General features: G+C 34.1%; 20 protein-coding genes. 6 read left to right on the top strand and 14 right to left on the bottom strand.

Going from position 1 to position 20,464, the window contains the following annotated elements; translation table 11 throughout:
* The 6 genes from AB1349_07845 to AB1349_07820 all read left to right on the top strand — a co-directional run.
* A partial coding sequence (locus AB1349_07845; GenBank protein MEW6557251.1) for a tetratricopeptide repeat protein occupies positions 1–778 on the top strand: 778 nt, incomplete at its 5' end.
* A 93-nt stretch (positions 779–871) separates the two neighbouring features.
* Positions 872–2,098, top strand: a complete 1,227-nt coding sequence (locus AB1349_07840) for a type II secretion system F family protein (GenBank protein ID MEW6557250.1) — start codon at positions 872–874, stop codon at positions 2,096–2,098.
* A 331-nt stretch (positions 2,099–2,429) separates the two neighbouring features.
* Positions 2,430–2,927, top strand: coding sequence for a prepilin-type N-terminal cleavage/methylation domain-containing protein (locus tag AB1349_07835; protein ID MEW6557249.1), 498 nt, complete (start codon positions 2,430–2,432; stop codon positions 2,925–2,927).
* Positions 2,928–3,027: 100 nt separating this feature from the next.
* Positions 3,028–4,164 carry a glycosyltransferase family 87 protein gene (locus tag AB1349_07830; protein MEW6557248.1) on the top strand — a complete coding sequence of 379 codons (1,137 nt, stop codon included), beginning with the start codon at positions 3,028–3,030 and terminating at the stop codon, positions 4,162–4,164.
* Between the two features lie 32 nt (positions 4,165–4,196).
* The gene (locus tag AB1349_07825; protein MEW6557247.1) at positions 4,197–4,631 is read left to right on the top strand and encodes a type II secretion system protein; all 435 of its coding nucleotides are present in this window, start codon (positions 4,197–4,199) and stop codon (positions 4,629–4,631) included.
* 86 nt (positions 4,632–4,717) lie between these two features.
* Complete coding sequence (locus tag AB1349_07820) at positions 4,718–5,476, top strand: prepilin peptidase (GenBank protein ID MEW6557246.1); 759 nt, start codon at positions 4,718–4,720, stop codon at positions 5,474–5,476.
* Here the strand turns inward: AB1349_07820 and AB1349_07815 are convergent.
* From AB1349_07815 to AB1349_07750, 14 genes are all read right to left on the bottom strand, one after another.
* The gene (locus tag AB1349_07815; protein MEW6557245.1) at positions 5,442–6,707 is read right to left on the bottom strand and encodes a hypothetical protein; all 1,266 of its coding nucleotides are present in this window, start codon (positions 6,705–6,707) and stop codon (positions 5,442–5,444) included. The genes AB1349_07820 and AB1349_07815 overlap by 35 nt on opposite strands.
* A 3-nt stretch (positions 6,708–6,710) precedes the next feature.
* Positions 6,711–7,391: a type II secretion system protein GspG gene (locus AB1349_07810; GenBank protein ID MEW6557244.1), complete on the bottom strand. Its 681-nt coding sequence runs from the start codon at positions 7,389–7,391 to the stop codon at positions 6,711–6,713.
* 105 nt (positions 7,392–7,496) lie between these two features.
* Positions 7,497–8,261 carry a 16S rRNA (adenine(1518)-N(6)/adenine(1519)-N(6))-dimethyltransferase RsmA gene (gene rsmA / locus AB1349_07805; GenBank protein ID MEW6557243.1) on the bottom strand — a complete coding sequence of 255 codons (765 nt, stop codon included), beginning with the start codon at positions 8,259–8,261 and terminating at the stop codon, positions 7,497–7,499.
* Positions 8,262–8,276: 15 nt separating this feature from the next.
* Complete coding sequence (locus AB1349_07800) at positions 8,277–8,870, bottom strand: HNH endonuclease (GenBank protein MEW6557242.1); 594 nt, start codon at positions 8,868–8,870, stop codon at positions 8,277–8,279.
* A 57-nt stretch (positions 8,871–8,927) separates the two neighbouring features.
* A complete protein-coding gene (locus AB1349_07795; GenBank protein MEW6557241.1) occupies positions 8,928–9,776 on the bottom strand; it encodes a 4-hydroxythreonine-4-phosphate dehydrogenase PdxA in 849 nt (282 codons plus the stop codon).
* A 1-nt stretch (position 9,777) separates the two neighbouring features.
* On the bottom strand, positions 9,778–10,872 hold the full coding sequence (locus AB1349_07790) for a peptidylprolyl isomerase (protein ID MEW6557240.1): 1,095 nt from the start codon (positions 10,870–10,872) through the stop codon (positions 9,778–9,780).
* A 218-nt stretch (positions 10,873–11,090) separates the two neighbouring features.
* A complete protein-coding gene (locus AB1349_07785; protein MEW6557239.1) occupies positions 11,091–12,002 on the bottom strand; it encodes a peptidylprolyl isomerase in 912 nt (303 codons plus the stop codon).
* A 29-nt stretch (positions 12,003–12,031) separates the two neighbouring features.
* Positions 12,032–15,007 carry a transcription-repair coupling factor gene (mfd, locus tag AB1349_07780; GenBank protein MEW6557238.1) on the bottom strand — a complete coding sequence of 992 codons (2,976 nt, stop codon included), beginning with the start codon at positions 15,005–15,007 and terminating at the stop codon, positions 12,032–12,034.
* Positions 15,008–15,074: 67 nt separating this feature from the next.
* Positions 15,075–16,442 carry a 23S rRNA (uracil(1939)-C(5))-methyltransferase RlmD gene (gene rlmD, locus AB1349_07775; protein ID MEW6557237.1) on the bottom strand — a complete coding sequence of 456 codons (1,368 nt, stop codon included), beginning with the start codon at positions 16,440–16,442 and terminating at the stop codon, positions 15,075–15,077.
* A 35-nt stretch (positions 16,443–16,477) separates the two neighbouring features.
* Positions 16,478–18,241: an AMP-binding protein gene (locus AB1349_07770; GenBank protein ID MEW6557236.1), complete on the bottom strand. Its 1,764-nt coding sequence runs from the start codon at positions 18,239–18,241 to the stop codon at positions 16,478–16,480.
* Positions 18,242–19,336: an AmmeMemoRadiSam system radical SAM enzyme gene (gene amrS, locus AB1349_07765; GenBank protein MEW6557235.1), complete on the bottom strand. Its 1,095-nt coding sequence runs from the start codon at positions 19,334–19,336 to the stop codon at positions 18,242–18,244. It lies immediately after the preceding gene.
* A gap of 83 nt (positions 19,337–19,419) precedes the next feature.
* On the bottom strand, positions 19,420–19,818 hold the full coding sequence (locus AB1349_07760; protein MEW6557234.1) for a DUF2784 domain-containing protein: 399 nt from the start codon (positions 19,816–19,818) through the stop codon (positions 19,420–19,422).
* A 4-nt stretch (positions 19,819–19,822) separates the two neighbouring features.
* Entirely contained in the window at positions 19,823–20,191 is a 369-nt protein-coding gene (locus AB1349_07755) for a ribonuclease HI family protein (GenBank protein MEW6557233.1), read from the bottom strand.
* 74 nt (positions 20,192–20,265) lie between these two features.
* A partial coding sequence (locus AB1349_07750) for a hypothetical protein (protein ID MEW6557232.1) occupies positions 20,266–20,464 on the bottom strand: 199 nt, incomplete at its 5' end.

The raw sequence follows: 20,464 nt of genomic DNA, 5'->3' as shown, positions 1-20,464 counted from the left end.
TTTGAATACTGCTATCAAACTGAATCCGGTATTCAAAGAAGCATATATTTTGAGAGCCCAACTCTATAAAAAAAAAGGTGGCGTAGAAAATATTAAAAAGTCAAAACAGGATTTACTAACTGTAAAACGAATCTCGGAATCTAAAATCCCATATACTGAAGGGTTAAATAATTTTTATAACGAACAGTTTGATACAGCAATACAACTTTTTACAACATCAATAAAACTGAATCCGTTTGACCCAAATATCTATAATATACGTGGACTTGCTTATATCAACAAAAATAAACCAAATAATGCAATGGCTGATTTTAATAAAGCAATTGAATTAAATCCGAACTTTGTTGATGCTTATAATAACCGTGCTACACTTTACGCTAGCAAAAAAAAATATGAATCTGCATTAACGGATTTGAATAAAATTATTGAACTTGAACCTAACAGTCCTGAAGCATACTATAACATCGGGCTAATCTGTCAGATGAAAGATAATTATGAAGAGTCAATCAAATACTTTACAGAATCAATAAACCATTCCAAAGAAAAACCGAACGATATCACATACTATTCCCGTGGGTATTCTTATTATGTGTTAGGTGATTTTGTTCAGGCAAATAAAGATTTCTTATTAACACTAAAATTAAATCCGTCAAACACAGAGGCACAGTCATATCGTCAACTCGCACTGGTTAACTTAAAAAAACAGAAATCAGAAAACAAGGTTAAAAATCTTGATACTTTTATAAAACTTAAAAGCCCGAATAAAAGCACCAAATAAAATCGCCAAATATAACCGAATAGTTAAAGTTTATTCGGTTAACATTCGGTAAAATTCGGTTGCTATTCGGGTAGAAGCGGGGAGCGAATAATTATGCCACTTTTTAATTACAAAGTACGACTACCATCAGGTGCTGAGACAGCAGGCACAATAGATGCAACAGACCAGACAACCGCAATCAACAAGTTAAGGGCACAGCGGGTGATTCTTTTAGAAATCCATATTGCCAAAAAAAATCCGCTTGATACATTAAAAAAACTCAACCCGCTGAAACCACATACTACCGCAAAAGACCTTGTGCTGTTTTCACGACAACTTTCAACACTTGTATCAGCAGGTGTACCGATTGTTCAAGGACTTACAATACTTGGCGACCAGGTTGAGAATCCAGCATTCAAAAAAGTGGTGAATAGCGTTACCGATGATATTAAAGCCGGTATATCTATTGCAGACGCTATGAAAAAACAGCCGGATGCATTTTCAGAATTGTATGTCTCTATGATAAAAGCAGGTGAAGTCGGCGGTATTTTAGATGTGATTTTAGAACGGCTTTCTGCATATTTAGAAGCAGCAGATGCGCTTCGTGGCAAAGTAAAAGGTGCGCTGGTATATCCCGCAGTTGTCGCCATTATAGCAACGGCTGTTACAATCTTTTTGCTTGTTGGTGTAATACCTACATTCCAAGAAATATTCACAAGTTTCGGTGCGGAACTGCCAGGACCAACTAAAGTGTTAATTATGATTTCCAACTTTTTAAGGCATTCACTTATTTTTTTGATACTCGGTGTGATTGCAGTAATTGTTGGGATTATGCAGTACTATAAAACCGAAAAAGGTAAATTCCTGATGGATACATATTTCCTGAAACTGCCGCTTTTCGGGGTACTCTTACGAAAAGTAGCAGTTGCCAAATTCACAAGAACGCTCGGCACATTGGTAAAATCAGGTGTGCCTATATTACAGGCGTTAGATACTGTAGCACAGACATCAGGCAACAAGGTTATAGAGAAGGCAATTTTGCAGGCAAAGGAGTCAATCCGGGAAGGTGAAAAAATAGCCGACCCGCTAAAAAAATCACAGGTATTCCCACCAATGGTTACCCAGATGATTTCAGTCGGTGAAGAGACGGGAAACCTTGATACGATGCTTACTAAAATTGCTGATTTTTACGACCAGGAAGTAGATGTCGCAGTAAAAGGGCTTACATCTATGATAGAACCGATAGTTATCTGCGTAATGGGTGTTGTGATTGGTGCGATTGTTATAGCGATGTTTATGCCGATGTTCTCGTTAGGCGGCCTGGCTGGCAAAGCAGGATAAAAAAAAGACAGATAAGAGATAGAAGATAGTGGATAATAGTGGGTGTGTCAAAAATCACATAATGGAAATGTCACTCCCACAAAAGTGGGAATCTATCAGATTTACCGACGAGCTTTTTATTCGCGATAATTCGCGATGTCTGACCCTTGTTTGCAAAAAATTCGCATGTTTAAAAAAGGACTTGACAAAATAACAATAATTTGTTATGATTATATTAGGTCGATGTAGTCCCAATAGTCATTGGGATGAAAACCAATTCACGGATTTATTCGGGATAATTCGGGATAACATTCGTGAGTATTCGTGATTAAGAAAAAGGGGGTGAAAAACAATGAAAAAGGTAAAAAAAGGGTTTACCCTTATTGAACTGATGATTGTGGTCGCTATTATAGGTATATTGGCAGCAATCGCAATCCCTAAATTCGCAGACCTCATCAGGAAGTCAAAAGAGGGTGCAACCAAAGGTTCACTTGGAGCAATCCGTTCTGCACTCACCATTTACTATGGTGAGCAAGAAGGCATTTATCCTTATTCAGATTTAGCAAATAACGATGGTACTGAAGTTGCTGAAGGTGCGACAACAACTACTTTCAATAATACAACAGGACCATTTGTGACAAAGTATCTGGATAAATTGCCATCAGTGAAACTTGGTATTACTGCACTTTCTGATACTACCACTACTATTTTTGGAACAAGTATTCAAACAACAGGTGTGAATGTTGATGCTAATCAGGGAAGATGGTGGTATAGAGGTGCTACACTTGGTGAAATGCATGTACTGTGCTCTCTGTATGATTCGAGAGTCACATATATCACATCATGGTAAGTAAGGGTAGACCGTTTTATGTGAAAAGTCCCCCGATATAATTGGGGGACTTTTTTTATTCGTTGATTTCGTATTAAATTTATGATATAATCATACTTGTATGAAAAAAATAGTTCTGGTTTTTTTATTAGTTATAACTGTATTAAATACCCTGAATTATAGAAAATTCTTGAAAGAAAAAGTACTACATGACCTGGTAGATTTTTATGTCTATTACGAGACAACAATAGATTTTTTCAGTTATAAGATATCCCCGTATTTTGCTGTTCAACCAAATGTTAAGGGTAAAACACGGTATTTTATTTATCCACCAACGTTTTTGGTTCTTTTTATGCCAGTTACCTTATTCCCGATAAATATATCAGCAAAAATTTGGATACTGTTAAATATGTTCATATTTTTTTTTGTAAGTTGGTGGTTTGTTGCAAAAATACTCGGGCTGACTAATAAACTACTGTTATTCCTTATACTTTATAACTTCAATCCGTTCTTTCTCTGCCTTTTTATCGGACAAATTGATATAGTAATACTGTTTTTTGTATATCTCGCATTTTATCTAATCAGTAAAAACAAACAAAATTCGATTGGTATTATTGTTGGGTTTCTGACGCTTATCAAACTTACGCCGATTATTTTTTCAGTATATTTTTTATTCAAACGAAACTTAAAAGCGATTATACTGATGTTATTCACTGTCTCTATTTTTTTAATCTTTTCTGTTTTGATTATACCGGTTGAACTTTATTCACATTTTTTAACTGCATTATCAACTGTGAGCCAGAACTCAGATAGATACATAATGCCGTTAAGTAAGAGTGTTTTTGCACTATTGGGAAGAATGTTTTTGGATAACAGAGTCGCTGCTGCGTTGATTATTAATTCAGCTTTCTTGTTTTATATTCTGTATTTTTTGGTATTTGCTATTTTGTTAGCGGTAATTTTTGTACAACTAAAAAAACTTGATAATTTAGCGATTTTTGCACTTGTGATTTTAGTATCTGTAATTATTCTGCCTAACGCTCTTCTCTATTCTATGGTTCTTACAATTCCGGCAATTCTAATTTTTTATAAAAATATTAAAACAACTGCTGGCTTCTTGCTTTTCTGTCTGATATATTTTTCTGTAACATTTCATTATTCACTTTATTTTACTGACCCGTTGGGTATCCTTGCTGATTTTATTCCGCTATTAGGTAATGTGCTTTTATTTATTTCAATTGCGATTAATCTCTCTTGACAAAACCAATTTTTTTTGTAAAATAATTTTATATGAAAAAACTCAATCGTGAGCCTTTCGGCTTCACATTGGTTGAACTGATGGTTGTTATTGCAATTGTTGGAACACTCGCTGCTATAGCGGTTCCGCGGTTTGCAGACCTTATGCGAAAAGCAAGAGAAGGCTCTACAAAAGGCAATCTCGGTGTGCTGCGGTCCTGTATCAGAATATATTATGCCAGGAACGAAGGTGAGTTTCCATCAAACCTGGCAGGGCTTACTACACAGTATATTGAAGAACTGCCGCTGACCAGAATCGGCGCCTACGGTCATCCTGATAAAACAGATGAAATGACCGCTACTAACGATATTGATGCTGATACAGGCGGTGGATGGGTTTATCCGGATAGTTCGTCATCTGATTTTGGCAAAGTTTGGGTCAATTGCACACATAAAGATACAAAACAAGAAATAATAAGCACTTGGTAATTGTATATATAAAATTTTTTAAGCCGTCATTACGAGGAGCGTTTAACGACGAAGTAATCTCATGAGATTGCTTCACTTCGTTCGCAATGACACGATTGATGTTAGCAATTTTTACATTTATCATTGGCACTTTTTTCGGCTCGTTTGCGAATGTAGTAATCAGACGGCTGCCTTACGGCAAATCAATTGTAAAACCTGCCTCGCACTGCCCGAAATGTCTTATTCCTATAAGATGGAAAGACAACCTGCCAGTAATCAGTTTCTTGATTTTAGGTGGAAGATGCAGAAACTGTAAAACAAAAATTGCAATTGAATATCCGTCTGTTGAACTTCTGACGGGTCTGTTATTTCTTTTCGGTTATCTGAATTTCTGTATTTCGTTTAATCTTTTAATTTTTCTAATTCTTTCAATTTATTTAATTATTATCTCGTTTATTGACTTGCATTTAAGAATTATTCCTGATATTTTATCTGTCTCGCTTTTGATTTTTGGACTTCTTTCAAGTTTTGTAAATCCGATTGTAAAAAACAATTTTTTTTGTTCTATTGGTGGTGCGATTTTAGGTGCTGGAATTCTCTGGCTTGTTGCAATTATTGGCGCCAGAATCTATAAGAAAGAAGTTATGGGCGGTGGTGATGTAAAACTGCTGGCAGCAGGTGGCAGTTTTTTAGGTGTTCAAAATGTCTTTGTTGCACTGCTAATCGCCTGTTTTATCGGCGGATTGACAGGTTTATTGCTGATGTTAATCGGCATAAAAAAAAGAACCGATTTCATTCCATTCGGACCTTTCATATCAATCGCATTGTTGATTATATTCTTTTTGAGACCACAAAATGTTTTCTAACGGATAAAATCAAACACACAAGATAACCTAATATCAAACTCCAATGTCGTATGAAATCGCCAGATAAAACAGATGGTACAACATTATTAAGTATTGGGTTCAATTCAAATTGATTCAGATGGATATTCGTTAAAACAACCGAAAAAATAATCAAAAACGAAAAGACAACAAAACAAGCCAACAGCAATTTTGTCGTTACAAAACCAGCAAACACAATAAAAAATGGTAACATCGGCACTAAAATCCGCGGACCTACTATTGTGCCACCACAAGGACTCCAGTATGAAGCACCAAGAATAAAAAAATATATCACAATCGCTGAAAACAAAATAAACTCTTGCCTGAAATTTTTGTAAAATTTCTTGATCCCAAAAAAAGTTAATACCAACCAAGGCGAGTAAAAAAATAAACCACGATACGGACTTACAGTTATCTGATAAAAATTTGAAAAACTAAACCGACTTATTCCAAATAAACCTTTTGACATCTCTGTATTAAAACTTTTCCAGAATTCATAACAATACCCAATAGTGAAAAAATTATCAAAACATATTTTGTTATAAACCATATTAAGCAGAATAAACGGTATTATAGATATAACAAAAATCCCAGTTTGTCGGCGGTTTGTAAAGAAGATATAAACAAAAATAAAAAAAATAACTGGCAACACTGTATACTCCGAAATAATCGCCAGCCCACATATCAACCCAGAAAGAAAGTACTTTTTTTTGTTATATACAAAATAAAAAGAAATGAATACAAGACAAGATACCAGTTGATATGGATAAAAGACAAGCGAAAACGGGAATGCGAGTGTTGCAAGCGAATATCCGAGAATAACAATTTTTGCAGTTGTTTCATTAACATTTAATTGGCATAAAAACTTATAGAGATAAAAAACAAGGATTATCGTCGGGATTGCAGAAAATATGAAACTTAACACCTGCCTGACAACAGGCGAAGGTGATGATGGCAACCCTGCAAATTTCAATACTGCAAAAACAGGTACAGCAATCAACGAGATACCAGGCGCTTTATCACAAAAATAGTGCCCGTTATAAAACGCTTTGTCAATCGTATAGGTATGATAGTTGTCTATATTGAAAGTGTGGTAATTAACAATTGAATATGTTAATGCGAGCCGGCTTCGTTCGTTAACATCAGAAAAAGGTTGATAAAAAAGTAAATACGAAACCAAGAGAATAAAAAAAATTGTTTTATCATTTTGCATTTCTTATTTACTTCCCATCCATAAAACGATTAAGAAATCAGGATCACTGCCAGTAGGAAGATGGTCAGCATTTTCATTACGTGGTATAAACGAAAAGCCCTCTTTATCAGGTTTATATTTTTCTTTCCAAGCAGGTTCCCATATATTATATATACGCGGCTCAAAAGTTGAAGTGGCAAGATTGGCACCGTTATCTATTCCTTTGGGTCCCATACAGACAATCGCAGGCAGTATATTAGTAAAGTCTGCTGAATTTCTAAACAGATACCTGTGTTTCCATGGGTCATTAGGACATTTACTAATATAAGGCCCACCTGCTTTAGAGTTTGGTAAGCCGTTATACGCATTTAGATTCCTTATCAGATAATCTTCCCACGGAATCATAGTATTTCCATTCGGGGCAGCAAGATTACCTGTCCCGCCAGTAACAGCATACCCTAAAGCTCCATTAGCCCAAACAGTCTCTGTAGAATCTAGCGGTGGAAAACAGCCGACATCTATATAGAACTCTTTGAGTGCGATTGCTAATGCTTTCATCTGTCCTTTTGCCTGTTCTATTTTTATTTTTTGTAAAATCCCGCCCATCTTGGTTACAGAAATACCAAGCAGAATAGCGATGACTGCAACAGCAATCATCAGTTCAATCAGTGTGAAGCCAAAATTAGCGCGATTAAATTTTTTCATCTTTGTATTATCACATTGTCGCTAATATGATATTCATATTATCGCTAATGTGATACTCATATTATCGCTAATGTGATACTTAATTTTTTAAAAAAACTGTTAAAATCAAAACAAAACTTTAGTCAGTTTTATAAAATCATTTATTGAAACCATTTCTGCCCGTGCAGAAGGTGAAATACCTGACTGTAAAAGTTTTTTTAATAAAATATCCCTGCCAACTTTAAGTTCAATAGCGAGCGAGTTTAATATCGTTTTACGCCTGTGTAAAAAAGCCGATTTAACAACTCTAAAAAAATTCTTTTCATTATTCTTTGTAACAAGCGGTTTTTTGAGCCGTGTAAGTTTTATTACAGTTGATGTAACTTCAGGTTGAGGTTTGAAACAACTGCTTGGTATCTCAACCAATTTTTCAATCTTACAAAATAATTGAGATGCAACAGATAAAATACCGTAGTCAGTTGTACCATGCTGTGCTTTTATCCGGTTGGCAACCTCTTTTTGAATTGTAAAAACCGCCAGTTCCCAATTATTCAGATGCAGAATTTTATGGATAATTGCAGTTGCAATATAGTACGGCAGGTTTGCAACAAATTTCAGTTTTCGTTTTTTCGGAACCCGCCATCTTAAAAAATCTGTATTGACAATTTTTATCCCGTAAAATTTTTTAGCAAGTTTAGCCGCAAGAATTTTATCAATTTCAACTGCAATTATTTTTTTGGGAGACAAAAATTTTTTAAGTTCTGCTGTTAAAACCCCATCTCCAGCACCTATTTCTATAATTGTGTCAGATGGCAGAATATTTAAGGAATTAACTATTTTTCGGGCGATATTTTTATCAATCAGAAAGTGCTGTCCAATGCATGCTCTCATAATCGCTAAATCGCGTTATTCTAACTCAGTATTCCAGTAAATAGTATCAATAAACTTCTGCCACGATGCTTTAAGTTTTATACCTGTTTTAAGACACAGTGAGATAGGTCCTTTCCATTCAGGTTTGGATGGTATAACCCGTAGTCTCATTCCTGCTTCAGCAGGTGTCCGATTCGCTTTCTTGAGATTGCAGGTAATACAAGCGATAACAACATTCAGCCAATCAGTTGTACCACCACGACTTACCGGAATCACATGTTCAAGATTGAGTTCGCTGGTAGGTTTCTTCTTGCCACAATAACAGCATCTATATTTGTAATGTTCGTAAATGTTTTTTCGTGTAAATTTTATATCCATCGGTGGAAGTTCATCGTAGAATTTCAAAAGGATGACTTCCGGAATTGCAATCTTAAACGATGGTGTATGGACAAAACCAGCTGGATGTTCTTTTATATACTGTGAAATATCCTTCCAGTCACTAAAAGAATATGTTTTATAACTACTATCAACAACACTGGCATGGTCAACATAAACAAGCGAGAGTGCTTTTTGCCATGTTGTTATATGAATCGCATAAAATTTTTTGTTTAATACTAAAACATCAGACATATTAGAATCAATTAAAAATGTAAAATGTAAAATGTAAAATTGTGGTAGAAAGCATTTTTAATTGCCTTCTGTCAAGAAAGCAGCAAGTTTTATCGCTTCTATCATTGCTGAAGGATTCGCAATACCTTTACCTGCAATATCGTAAGCAGTACCATGCCCTGGCGAAGTTCGTATAAAAGGAAGCCCGACAGTTACATTTACTATCTTATCAGGTTGTAAAATCTTTAGCGGCAGCATCGCTTGGTCGTGATACATACAGACAATCAAATCCGAGTTTTTTGATAAGAATGCGATTTCTGGATTTACCGGTCCTGTTACATTAAACCCATTTTTTTTAAGAATTTGTATCGCAGGAATTATTTTCTGCTTTTCATCATTACCAATCAATCCATTATCAGCACAGTGTGGATTCAATCCGCAAATGACTATTTTAGGATTTTTTATTCTAAAAAATTGCTTTATAAAATCACAAACATATATTGTAGTTTCAGCAATTTTTTTTGTACTTATATTTTTTGATACATCTTTCAGTGGGATATGTCTTGTTAGTAACAGCACCTTTATATTGTCCGCAACCATCAGCATTTCAACATTTTTTAGTCCGAATCTATTCGCAAGAAATTCGGTATGCCCGCCTATTCTTCCAAATGCTGATTTAGAAACTGGCGCTGTAATTATTGCATCTGCTTCGCCATTTTTCACAAGTTCTACTGCTTTATTCAAAAACGAAACTGCAGCCACATCGCTTTTTTTAGAATGCTTTCCAGGAACAAAATTTTTTGAACTGCCAATTACAACCGGGTTACAGATTTTAAGAACTGATTTTTGTGAAACCGTTTTTTTTACGATTTCCGGACCTATACCCGCCGGGTCGCCAACAGTAATAACAATGGTAGGTTTTGACATTTCATTTTATATCGCTTGTTGAAATGTTTGATTTATCTCTAATACTTTTTATGTAATTCTCATAATGCTGTTGTCTCTTTTCCATTACCAGATATTTCTCAAGATTATTTTTAACCTGAGAATATGTTCTTTTTTGTTTTGCCTGTTTCGCTTCAACTTTCAATATATGATAGCCGAATTCCGTCTCAAAAAAATCAGAAATTTCACCAACAGGTGTCTTGAACGCAGCATCTTCAAAGTTTTTGACCATCATACCACGCACAATGAACCCGAGGTCGCCACCATTTTGGGCGCTTCCGGGGTCTTCCGAGTATTCTTCAGCGAGTTTCGCAAAATCATCACCTTTTTTCAGTTTCTGTTGAATTTCTTTTATCTTATTCAACGCCTGTGATCTGTCTTTTGTTGATGCATTCTTATCAACACGAATGAGTATATGTTTGACTGAAACCTTTTCCGGCTCGTCTAATTTATCCTTGTTTTTTTCATAATAATTTTTTAACTCGTCTTCTAACGGCGGAGTCACCTTAGAAACAACTTCACTATCTATCAGTTTGTTAACCATAATATCTTCTCTGATTTTATCACGAAATTGAGTCATCGTAAGGTTCTGTTTTCTCATTTCTGCCTGAAATTCTGCCTCCGCTTCCGTCGGTGTAAGCAGTTTCCCGTTTTTTTGCTTAAACCGTTCTTTGACTATTTCAATACCGTTTTCTATTTCTCGTTTATTAACTTTTATATTCTTCTTTTTCGCTTCCTGTAAAAGCAATTTCTGGTCAATCATCTGATTAAGCAGTTCCTTCTTTATCTCATCAATTTTTTTATCAAGTTCTTCTTTTGAGATTACTTCGCTATAGTTTTTATTCAGCTGCTCTATAACGGGATTAACAACTTCGTCGTAATCCTTTTGTAAAATTACTTCATCGTTGACTTTGGCAATCGTTTTATTAACTACCGCAGCAGAAAGGCAGGAAAAATAAGAAAATATGAAAATATAGAAATATAGAAATAAGTATTTTATTGTATTCCCTTGTTTCCATATTCCCTTGTTTCCATATTCCCTTGTTTCCATATTTTGTGTCTGTTCTGTATTCTTCATTTTTGCTCCTTGTATGATGAAGTTAGGTAACCCTGAACTTCTTAATACACCTCCCTATAAAAGACCGGTTTCTATTTCTGGTTAAGATAATTAACGAGATACTTGACAAACTGACGAATACTATTCAGTTGCTCTAATTTAATGTACAGGAATTTCAAACAATGACCACCAAGAATCAGTAAATGGTTACATTGCTAGCCATTTAGCCATCTAACCATTTAACCATTTAACTTGGGGTTCACTAATAGTTCATAATTTATTGTCGGCTTATACTTTTTGGAAAGCCCGTCCAAGTATCTGTCAAGTTTTTCTTTTTGCAGGATTTCTTTTATCTCCAGTTCAGAATCTTCAAGTTTCTGCGGTTTGAGTTGTTTTCTGTCTGTAAGTTTAATTATATGATAGCCAAGCGGTGTTTTTACAATATTGGAAATATCACCAACTTTTTTAAGTCTAAATGCAGCATCTTCAAACTCTTTCACATACTGTCGTTTTCGGAAAAAGCCGAGTTCGCCACCTTTTTCAGCAGTCATTTTATCTACTGAATGTTCTTTTGCAAGTTTAGCAAATTCCTCGCCTTTTTTTAGCCGAGTAAGCAATCGTGCAGCATCATCTTCAGTTGCTAATAGTATATGACTCACTTTTAGTTCAGTTGGCTTTTCAAATTCTTCCTTATGCTTTTCGTAATAGTTGCTGACATCGCTATCGCCAAGAATAACTTTTTCTTTCAATAACTCATTCACGACTATCTCATTTTTCAATTTTTCGTAATTATCTTTAAGCCGTTTTTCAAGTTCAGCAAGCTGTTTCTTAACAGCGGGACGTTTGGCAATACCTTCCTTTCTGGCAGCAACCGAAACCATTTTTTCTTTTACCATCGCATCAAGATACTGTTTGCGTCCTGTATCGGTGGCTAAATAATCCTGAAGTTGATACGGCGCATTATCCAATAATTTCTGGAATTCTTCAAGTGTAATTTTTTCACCATCTATTTTTGCTAGAATCAGTTCCGATTTTTTTGTACACCCGATAAAAGCAGGTAGAAGGTAAAAGATAAAAGGTAAAAGGTAAAACCATATCCTTGCTCTGCGTTGGTTTTGCGTCTTGTTCTGCGTCTGTTTTGCGTTATTCATTTCACCCCCAATGTTTTTATTATACATAATTATTGAAAAGATTGCAATAGTTTTTTAACAAAAATAATTTTTTCTTTTTGTGAGTAATCCTTATTCCCCCCCTTCCCCCCCTTAAAAAAAATCTCTATTAAATCGGTTTGACCAAATTTGAAATTCAATTTGTTGTTTTTTAAGACGGCTATGATTTTTGACGGCTCTACAGATGTATCTATAGAAAACTTTATCAAAATGGATTCTGTGGTGGTAGAAGATGTAGTAGCGATTTTCAAGATTTTGAGTTGTTTGGCAACCAGCCGAATGCTGCCTATCTCTAACAGGTTCTCAACCTCAACTGGCATTTTGCCAAAACGGTCTGCTAATTCTATTGCAAGTTCGTTGAGTTCTTTGGGAGCACTGGCTGTTAAAATCCGTTTGTAAAACCCAATTCGTTGTAATTCGTTATCTATATATGTTTTTGGAATAACAGCATCAACAAAAATATCTATTTCAGGATTTGGTTCTTCTTTAGTCGGTAGACCTTTAATCTCGTTTGAATGTTTTTCTAAAAGCCGTAAGTACATATCAAAACCGATAGAATCAATATAGCCGTGTTGGCGTTTGCCTAATAGTTCACCGGCACCACGAATCTGTAAGTCCTTCAATGCCAGCCTAAAACCGGAACCAAGTTTTGTAAAGTCAGTTATTGCAGAAAGTCGTTTGTCTGCATCTTCGGTTAAACAATCTTTTCTGTAAAACAGATAACAGTATGCTTTAATTTTAGACCGCCCGACACGACCTCGGAGTTGATAAAGTTGCCCAAGCCCGAATCTGTGAGTATCTTCAACTATGATTGTGTTGACATTTGGAATATCAAGACCTGCTTCTATAATAGTGGTAGAGATAAGGCAATCAAATTCTTTTTGCAAGAATTTTAGCATTTTGGATTCAATTTCTTTTGATGACATTTTACCGTGTATAAAATCAAACCTTACCAGTGGCAGTTGGCGTTTAAAATGGTTTAAGCAACTTTCTATTGTCTCAATTCTGTTATGGATATAAAATACCTGACCACCACGCGAAATTTCATACATTAATGCATTTGCGATTGTTTTTTCATTATATTCTAAAAGAGTGGTTTCAACTTCCTGGCGACCTGCAGGTGGCGTTTCAATAGTTGACATATTTTTTATGCCGGAAAGCGCCAGAGAAAGTGTACGCGGTATCGGTGTAGCAGTCAAATACAGAACATCCACATTTTTTTTTAGCGATTTGATTTTTTCTTTATCTGCAACACCAAACCGATGTTCATCATCTATTATCAGAAGCCCGAGATTGTTGAATTTCACATCATTACTTAAAAGCCGATGTGTGCCGATAATAATATCTATTCTACCATCTGATATGTTTCTGACGATTGTTTTCTGCTGGTTTTTTGTTTTGAATCTGGATAGCGTTTCTATTTTTACCGGCCAATCTGCGAACCTATCTGAAAATGTTTGTTCGTGCTGTTGAACAAGAACTGTCGTTGGTGCAATCAGACAAACCTGCCGACCGCTCAAAACCGATTTTAAACTAGCACGCATTGCAACCTCTGTTTTGCCAAAACCGGTATCACCAAAAACACAGCGTTCCATCGGGCTTGGAGATACCATATCGTTTTTAATATCTTCAATTACTTTCTGCTGGTCTGGTGTTTCGGTATAAACGAACTCGGCTTCAAATTTTTTTTCATATTCAGAATCGGCAATAAACGGCTCGCGTTTAAGGTCTAATCGTTCAGCATAAACCTGTAAAAGTTGCTGTGCCAACTTTCTGGCATTTTCATCAGCAACCGCTTTGGTTCTTTCCCAAATGGTGCTGTCTAACGAATTTATTTTAGGTAATTTGTTGCTGATAGAAAAGTATTTCTGGATACGGTGAAAATCTGTTATTGAGACAAAAAGTTTGTCATTGTCCGCATATAGAATAGAAATATATTCAGCAGTAAACCCACCCGCAGTTAGTGTTTTGAGTCCATCGTAAATCCCAATCCCGTATTTTTCGTGAACAACGAAATCACCTGGCTTTATATCGGATAGTGTTTCTATTGGCTCGCCTAATTTCTTGAAAAATTTTGGTGGTCGGATTTTCAGTTTGTATCTTGAAAAAAGTTCGTTGGTTGTTATAAAAACAATACGGTCTGCGTCAACTACAAAACCTGATGAAAGCGAGCCTGTAAAAATTGAGTTTTCATACTGCTTACCCAAAAGTTCAGCAAGATGTTGTTTCTCGCCTGTATTATTGGCTACTATAAAAACATGGAAGTCATCATTCTGCCACTGTTTGTATTGATGTTTAAAAACTTCAATATCACCATTAAACTCTGAAACAGGCAGGTATGGAACTATATCTTTTTCGCCTAAAGTCCGAAATTTGTTTTTGGGCATTTGTTTAAAAATACTAGTTTCTGCTTTCTCTTTTGCAGGCAGTATTTCAACTTCGTTTATCTCTGAAATTGAACGCTGGCTAGCAGCATCAAAATTTTTTATTGACTCAACTGTATTTATATTAAACACAAATCTGACTGGCAAATTTGAAGTTATCTGCCAAATATCAATTATTTCGCCTCTGACGGCAAACTCGCCGGTTTCTGTTACTATTTCAACTCGTTCATAACCATTTTCAGTTATTTGTGAAATCAGCAAATTGCGATTGATTATATCATTTTTTTTAATTTTTAGTATTGATTTTTTAAAATTGCCGATTGAAAATGTTTTTTTGTGTACTGCACCAACTGTTGTACAGAGACAGAACTTTTTGTCTGCCAAAATTTGTGAGAGTGCTTTGATTCTCAATGAAATATCGTTTTCAGGCAAAATAATAATTTCCGGGATTGGTTGCTTTAATATCGTAGAAACTGTTAAAATATCGTCGGCAATATCAACTGCATTTTCATCAGTTTTCATCTGGATAATCATATTTTTGTAAATATAATTGCTTTTTACAACTGAATATGCTAACGCACCAGAAAGCTCAAGCGGATTCATTATTATTTCCTGATATAATGTTCACTACAGAGAGACGCAAAGGCTACAGAGAATCTAAATAATTTTTTTATCCTGTCTGCCTCTGTGTTCTCTGCGTTAATTTCGCAACACATTCAATATGCGCTGTTTGTGGAAACATATCAATCGGCTGAATTTCTGAGAGTTGATATTTTTTAGAAAGTATTTTTATATCCCGTGAAAGTATTGCGGGATTACAAGAAACATAAATAATTTTATTAGGTAACAAATCAAGAATTATTTTTAAAACTTCTGCAGAACAGCCTGTTCGGGGTGGATCTAAAATTACAGTACTGTTTTTTGGAAAATCTGTTTTTTTCAGAATATAATCAGCATTACTACAAATAAATACCGCGTTTTTTATATTGTTAATTCTCGTATTTCTAACCGCATCAGAAATAGCAGATGAAACCTTTTCAATCCCTGTAATTTTTTGGCAATATGGCCCAAGATAAAGTGTTATACCACCACAACCGCAGTAAATATCTATTATATTTTCATCACCTTTAAGATGACAGATTTTTTTTATTAGTTCATAAAGTTTTAGTGTCTGATAGGTGTTGATTTGGAAAAACGAAGCAGGCGAAATTTCAAAAATTATATCGCCAATTTTTTCTCTTATTGTATTTCTACCAAAAAGTTTATAATTCTTGTTGCCTAAAATTACATTGGTTTTATGCGGGTTTATATTCTGATAAACTGAAACAATGTTTGTGAACTTTTTTGTAATTCTACTAATGATTTCTTTTGTATTCGGCATAGAATTGGTTTTTGTGACGAAAATAATCATAAATTCATTAAATACAAAAGATTGCCGTAAAACTATATGTCGTAAAACACCAATATGTCTGTTTTCATTATACGGCTGAATTCTGAATTCATTTATTAAATTTCGTATTTCTTTTATTATTTTATTCGCTTCTGTGGTTTGTAAAAAACAGTTTTTTATGTCAACAATGCGATGTGACTGCGGCTGGAAAAATCCCATAATTATATTGCCTGTTTTTCCACCAATCGGTATTTGAATTTTATTTCTATATCTAAAAGGATTTTCAGCAGGGAGTGTTTCGTTAACTCTTATATCAAAAAAATCTTGAACAATTTTCGTTTTAATATCAAGTTGCTTTTCGTATTTTATCATTTGAAAATTACAGCCACCACAGTAAAGGCAGTGAGAAGTGAGAAGTGAGAAGTGAGAAGAACAAACGGGAATAATTCTGAATGGTGATGGCAAGATAATTTTAGAAATTTTTGCACGGGCAAAGTTTTTTTTTACTTCTGCTATTTTGACAAGTAGTTTGTCCTGAGGAACAGAATACGGAACCATTACAACAATGTTTTTATACTTACCAATACCATCTCCACCAGTAATAATTTTTTGTATTGTGATTTCTATTTGTTGTCCGTATTTAATCATTTACAATTGTTAGATGGCTTATACTAATTTTAATACTATTTCTTTCTTGAACTAACTGGTATCAGTTTTTCTAAATATAGATATCTTTTCACCTTCTTTGTAGATGTTTTGATTAATTCTTCAGGATAGATTTTGAATCCTGAAATCTGCTTGTAAGCAGGAAGCGTGGAATTTATCTTTTTTACTTCATTGCTGATAAGTGCTTCTATTTGCTCTTCAGTAGCCAATTCTTTATTTATTGTTTTACTGTGCATATTTATAGTTTCATAATCAGGCACAATTATTGCATATATCTTTTCACCTCTATCTTTCTCAGACACAGGCATCCCATAAACCATTGATTCCAAAATAAAATCGGATGAGTTTATTTTGAATTCTAATTCTTCAGGATAAACATTTTTGCCACCTTGTGTAACTATTACATTTTTCTTTCTGCCTGTGATATACAAAAATCCAATTTTATCTTTGTATCCAAGATCACCAGTATACAGCCATCCATCTCGTAAAATCTCGTCTGTCTCTTCAGTATTTTTATAATATCCTTTCATCACTACAGGTCCTTTAACCAAAATTTCACCAATACCTTGTTCGGTTGGTTTATCAATTTTAATCTCTATCTCTGGCAATGGTAATCCAACTGAGTAATAATTGATATATTCTAATGTGCTCACCGCCACAACAGGCGAGGTTTCTGTTAGTCCATAACCTTGCAAAATTGTAAGCCCTAAATTATCAAATGCTTCTGCAATATCCGCTCTCAACGGTCCTCCACCACTTACAAAAACTCTTACTGATGAAAGCCCTGCTTTTTTTCGTAAATCCTCAAATACAGTACGCCCTATTTTTTTATTGATAAGTTTTTTTGTTATATTTACTATACCCATACTTGACTTAAAAAGTAGTTGTATTGGTAATGGTTTTTCTTTAATACCTTTCATAATACCGTAATAAAATTTTTCAAATAAAAGCGGGACTCCGAGCATAACTGTAACTTTTGTTTCTTTTATATTATCAATAAGGTTTTTGGATTTCAAACTTTCAGCATATGTGATTGATGCACCATTATAAAGTGGAGTAATAAATCCACAGGTGCATTCAAAAGAGTGATGAATTGGCAGTACAGATAGAAAATTGTCATTCTCATCAAAATAAATCATCTGGCTTGATAGTTCTACATCTGAAATTATATTTTTCTGGGTAAGCATTACGCCTTTAGCAATGCCTGTTGTCCCTGATGTGTATAAAATAGCAATGACATCGTCAGGCTCGGTTTTATGGTGAATATGTATATTTGACTCTTCGCCAATTTTTAAGAATTTATTTAACGAAATAGTATTTTGTTCTTCATCAATATGGTCAAAACATATAATCTTTGTTAAATTTTTGACACTGTCAAAAATTTCTGTAATATTATCAAGATATTTTGTAGATGTAAATACAACTTTTGTTTCTGAATGATTAAGTATATATTCAAGTTCGGCTATACTTAACTGAACATCAAGTGGAATAATCACTCCGCCTGCTTTAGAAATCCCTAAATATGCCATACCCCATTCAGGTCTATTCTCGCTATAAACTGCTGCCTTCTCACCGTGCTGAAAACCAATTTTAATTAGTGCGCTTGCGATATTATTCAGATTATTCCATAAATCTTGATATGTATATTTTTGATAAATCCCATCAACTTTTATTTGCATCACAATTTTTTTGCTAAATTTCTTGCAACTGTTCTCAACCATTTCCAAAACGGTTTTATATCCAACTTTATCTCTGATAATATAATCTTTTGCTGTTAGCATCTACCGTTCTTCCCATATACCCGGTATTTTATAGTTACAAAATTTGCAGCACCCATTTACTATGTTGTTTTCCAATATCTGAAAATGAATTCTGTGAATCAACTGCTTTTTACAATTAGGACAGTATGTGGAATTATATTTGTGTCCTGGAACATTTCCGATAAAAACATAATTAAGCCCTGTTTCCTTAGCAATCTTATGTGCTTCTTCAAGCGTTTCTAATGGTGTTGTTGGAAGATTGGTTAATTTATAAGCGGGTGAAAACCTGTTAAAATGCAGTGGCACATCACAGCCTAAATTTTGTTTAATCCATAAACACATTTTTTTTATATCTTCAAAATTATCATTTAATTTTGGAATTACAAGATTGACAATCTCCAAATGTTTGCCTGATTCTTTAATAATTTTTATTGTATTAAGAATATGCGATAAAGTTATTTCTTGTGCTACGGCTTTAGAATAAAACTTTTGGTTAAATCCTTTAAGGTCAACAGTTATAGAATCTACATATCTCAAAAGTTCATTTAATGGTTCTGGATTTATAATCCCACAAGTATGTACTACTGTCAAAATATTTTGCTGTTTTGCTAATTTACAAATATCTAACATATACTCATAAAACACAGTTGGTTCGGAATATGTAAATGAGATACCTTCACATTTGTGCTGTTTTGCTAATTTTACAAACTCATCAGGTTGCAAATAAATAGAATTTACTTCTTCAGGTTTTTGTTGTGATATCTGCCAATTATGACAGAAATTACATCGCATAGAACATCCAGCAGTTGCAATACAGAGAATTTCACAGCCGGGATATGCATGGAATACAGGCTCTTTTTCTATTGGGTCAATATTGACAGCACAAGGCTGACTGTAAACTAATGAGTATAATATTCCATCACGATTTTCTCGTGTGGTACAAAAACCACGTCTGTTTGGAGCGATTTTACATCTTCTAAAACAAAGTTGACAGTTTACATAGTTATTATCAAGTTTTTTATAATACATCGCTTGTTTATTGATAACTTTCGGTGATGCTTTTGTAATAGTATCCTTTTCTTTTGCTAAACAAAAAATTTCATTTTGTAATTTCATATTCTTTAACCCACCTTGTTTAATCCATAATATGATTAAAATTAAAGCACACAAAAATAGAAGTGCTTTGAAAATCCGTAAAGTTATTTTCCACATAATATCGTTTTTAGTTTCTTAGGTGGTTTCAATCCGAACATAACAAGTGTAATTATCCCAATACATATTGTCGGAATAATTACAATCATTGGCGGCACATCAGGATAAACGAGTTTTTCAATATTATAAATAATAAATGAACCTGTATAGGTAATATTACCGGATTTTGTTTTAAAATAATTTTCTAAAACTGTAAGCGGACAGTATTTTTCAGTAATCTCTAAATATGCTGTATAAAGTATACTTAACAAATGGATTATCCTTAACAAAAAATTATTACAAAATTTTTTCCACGAAAATACTGTAAGTGCAAACCCTAAAATTATGAATAGTATCCATAAAAAATGTAAAAATATAACCACATCAGCAAGAATCTTATATCCCATTTTTTTATCTTGCTTTATTTTCTGTACGAGGCACCCAACCGAGTTTCCAGGACGCAAACCTGTTTAAAAGATTCCTAGCTTTGCTTCTTAAAATTCTCAGTTGTGTATTCTTGCATTCCCATTCACCAAGAATTTGTTTTACAACAAGTTCACTATCGCCGTATATTTCTAACTCAATTTTGTCAGTTTTCTTAAATGCACTTAATGCACGAATCAACCCGTAATACTCTGCTTGTGGCACCGTTGTTTCAGTCGGTAATTTTACAGTTTCTTCTTTTTGCTTGCCACTCATCTCATCAATAAGTACATAACTGCAACTTACACCTTCAGGTGTTTTATTACCATCAAAATATACTATCACTTTTCTTACCATATTTCCTTATCTGCACAAAAGATTCGTAATTATTTTTACCATAACCTCTTTTTCTTTGGGATTACTCTCGGCAATCAACAAAGCCAAAACCGCAAGGGCATTATCATTGATTTTTTTCTCACCGCTATTCTTGTATAAATAATTATTCTGTAGTTTGGCAAATTTTTGCTAATAAATGTTGAAACATATTGTTCATTGACAAAAATGGAATAACCCTGTAAAACAGGGATGCACAAGAAACCTGAACAATTCCTATGAATAGTTAAGTCAAGC

The organism is Elusimicrobiota bacterium (assembly GCA_040757695.1).
Lineage (GTDB): Bacteria > Elusimicrobiota > UBA8919 > UBA8919 > UBA8919 > JBFLWK01.
Note: the sequence above shows the minus strand (reverse complement) of the source record. Positions and strands in the feature narration are given on the sequence as shown.

Coding starts and splice junctions, on each gene's coding strand:
- AB1349_07755 (MEW6557233.1), bottom strand. CDS start 20,191: ATGGTAAGAAAAGTGATAGTATATTTTGATGGTAATAAAACACCTGAA.
- AB1349_07830 (MEW6557248.1), top strand. CDS start 3,028: ATGAAAAAAATAGTTCTGGTTTTTTTATTAGTTATAACTGTATTAAAT.
- AB1349_07810 (MEW6557244.1), bottom strand. CDS start 7,391: ATGAAAAAATTTAATCGCGCTAATTTTGGCTTCACACTGATTGAACTG.
- AB1349_07825 (MEW6557247.1), top strand. CDS start 4,197: ATGAAAAAACTCAATCGTGAGCCTTTCGGCTTCACATTGGTTGAACTG.
- AB1349_07760 (MEW6557234.1), bottom strand. CDS start 19,818: ATGGGATATAAGATTCTTGCTGATGTGGTTATATTTTTACATTTTTTA.
- AB1349_07795 (MEW6557241.1), bottom strand. CDS start 9,776: ATGTCAAAACCTACCATTGTTATTACTGTTGGCGACCCGGCGGGTATA.
- amrS (MEW6557235.1), bottom strand. CDS start 19,336: ATGAAATTACAAAATGAAATTTTTTGTTTAGCAAAAGAAAAGGATACT.
- mfd (MEW6557238.1), bottom strand. CDS start 15,007: ATGAATCCGCTTGAGCTTTCTGGTGCGTTAGCATATTCAGTTGTAAAA.
- AB1349_07770 (MEW6557236.1), bottom strand. CDS start 18,241: ATGCTAACAGCAAAAGATTATATTATCAGAGATAAAGTTGGATATAAA.
- AB1349_07800 (MEW6557242.1), bottom strand. CDS start 8,870: ATGTCTGATGTTTTAGTATTAAACAAAAAATTTTATGCGATTCATATA.
- AB1349_07785 (MEW6557239.1), bottom strand. CDS start 12,002: ATGAATAACGCAAAACAGACGCAGAACAAGACGCAAAACCAACGCAGA.
- AB1349_07835 (MEW6557249.1), top strand. CDS start 2,430: ATGAAAAAGGTAAAAAAAGGGTTTACCCTTATTGAACTGATGATTGTG.
- rlmD (MEW6557237.1), bottom strand. CDS start 16,442: ATGATTAAATACGGACAACAAATAGAAATCACAATACAAAAAATTATT.
- AB1349_07840 (MEW6557250.1), top strand. CDS start 872: ATGCCACTTTTTAATTACAAAGTACGACTACCATCAGGTGCTGAGACA.
- AB1349_07815 (MEW6557245.1), bottom strand. CDS start 6,707: ATGCAAAATGATAAAACAATTTTTTTTATTCTCTTGGTTTCGTATTTA.
- AB1349_07820 (MEW6557246.1), top strand. CDS start 4,718: ATGACACGATTGATGTTAGCAATTTTTACATTTATCATTGGCACTTTT.
- AB1349_07790 (MEW6557240.1), bottom strand. CDS start 10,872: ATGAAGAATACAGAACAGACACAAAATATGGAAACAAGGGAATATGGA.
- rsmA (MEW6557243.1), bottom strand. CDS start 8,261: ATGAGAGCATGCATTGGACAGCACTTTCTGATTGATAAAAATATCGCC.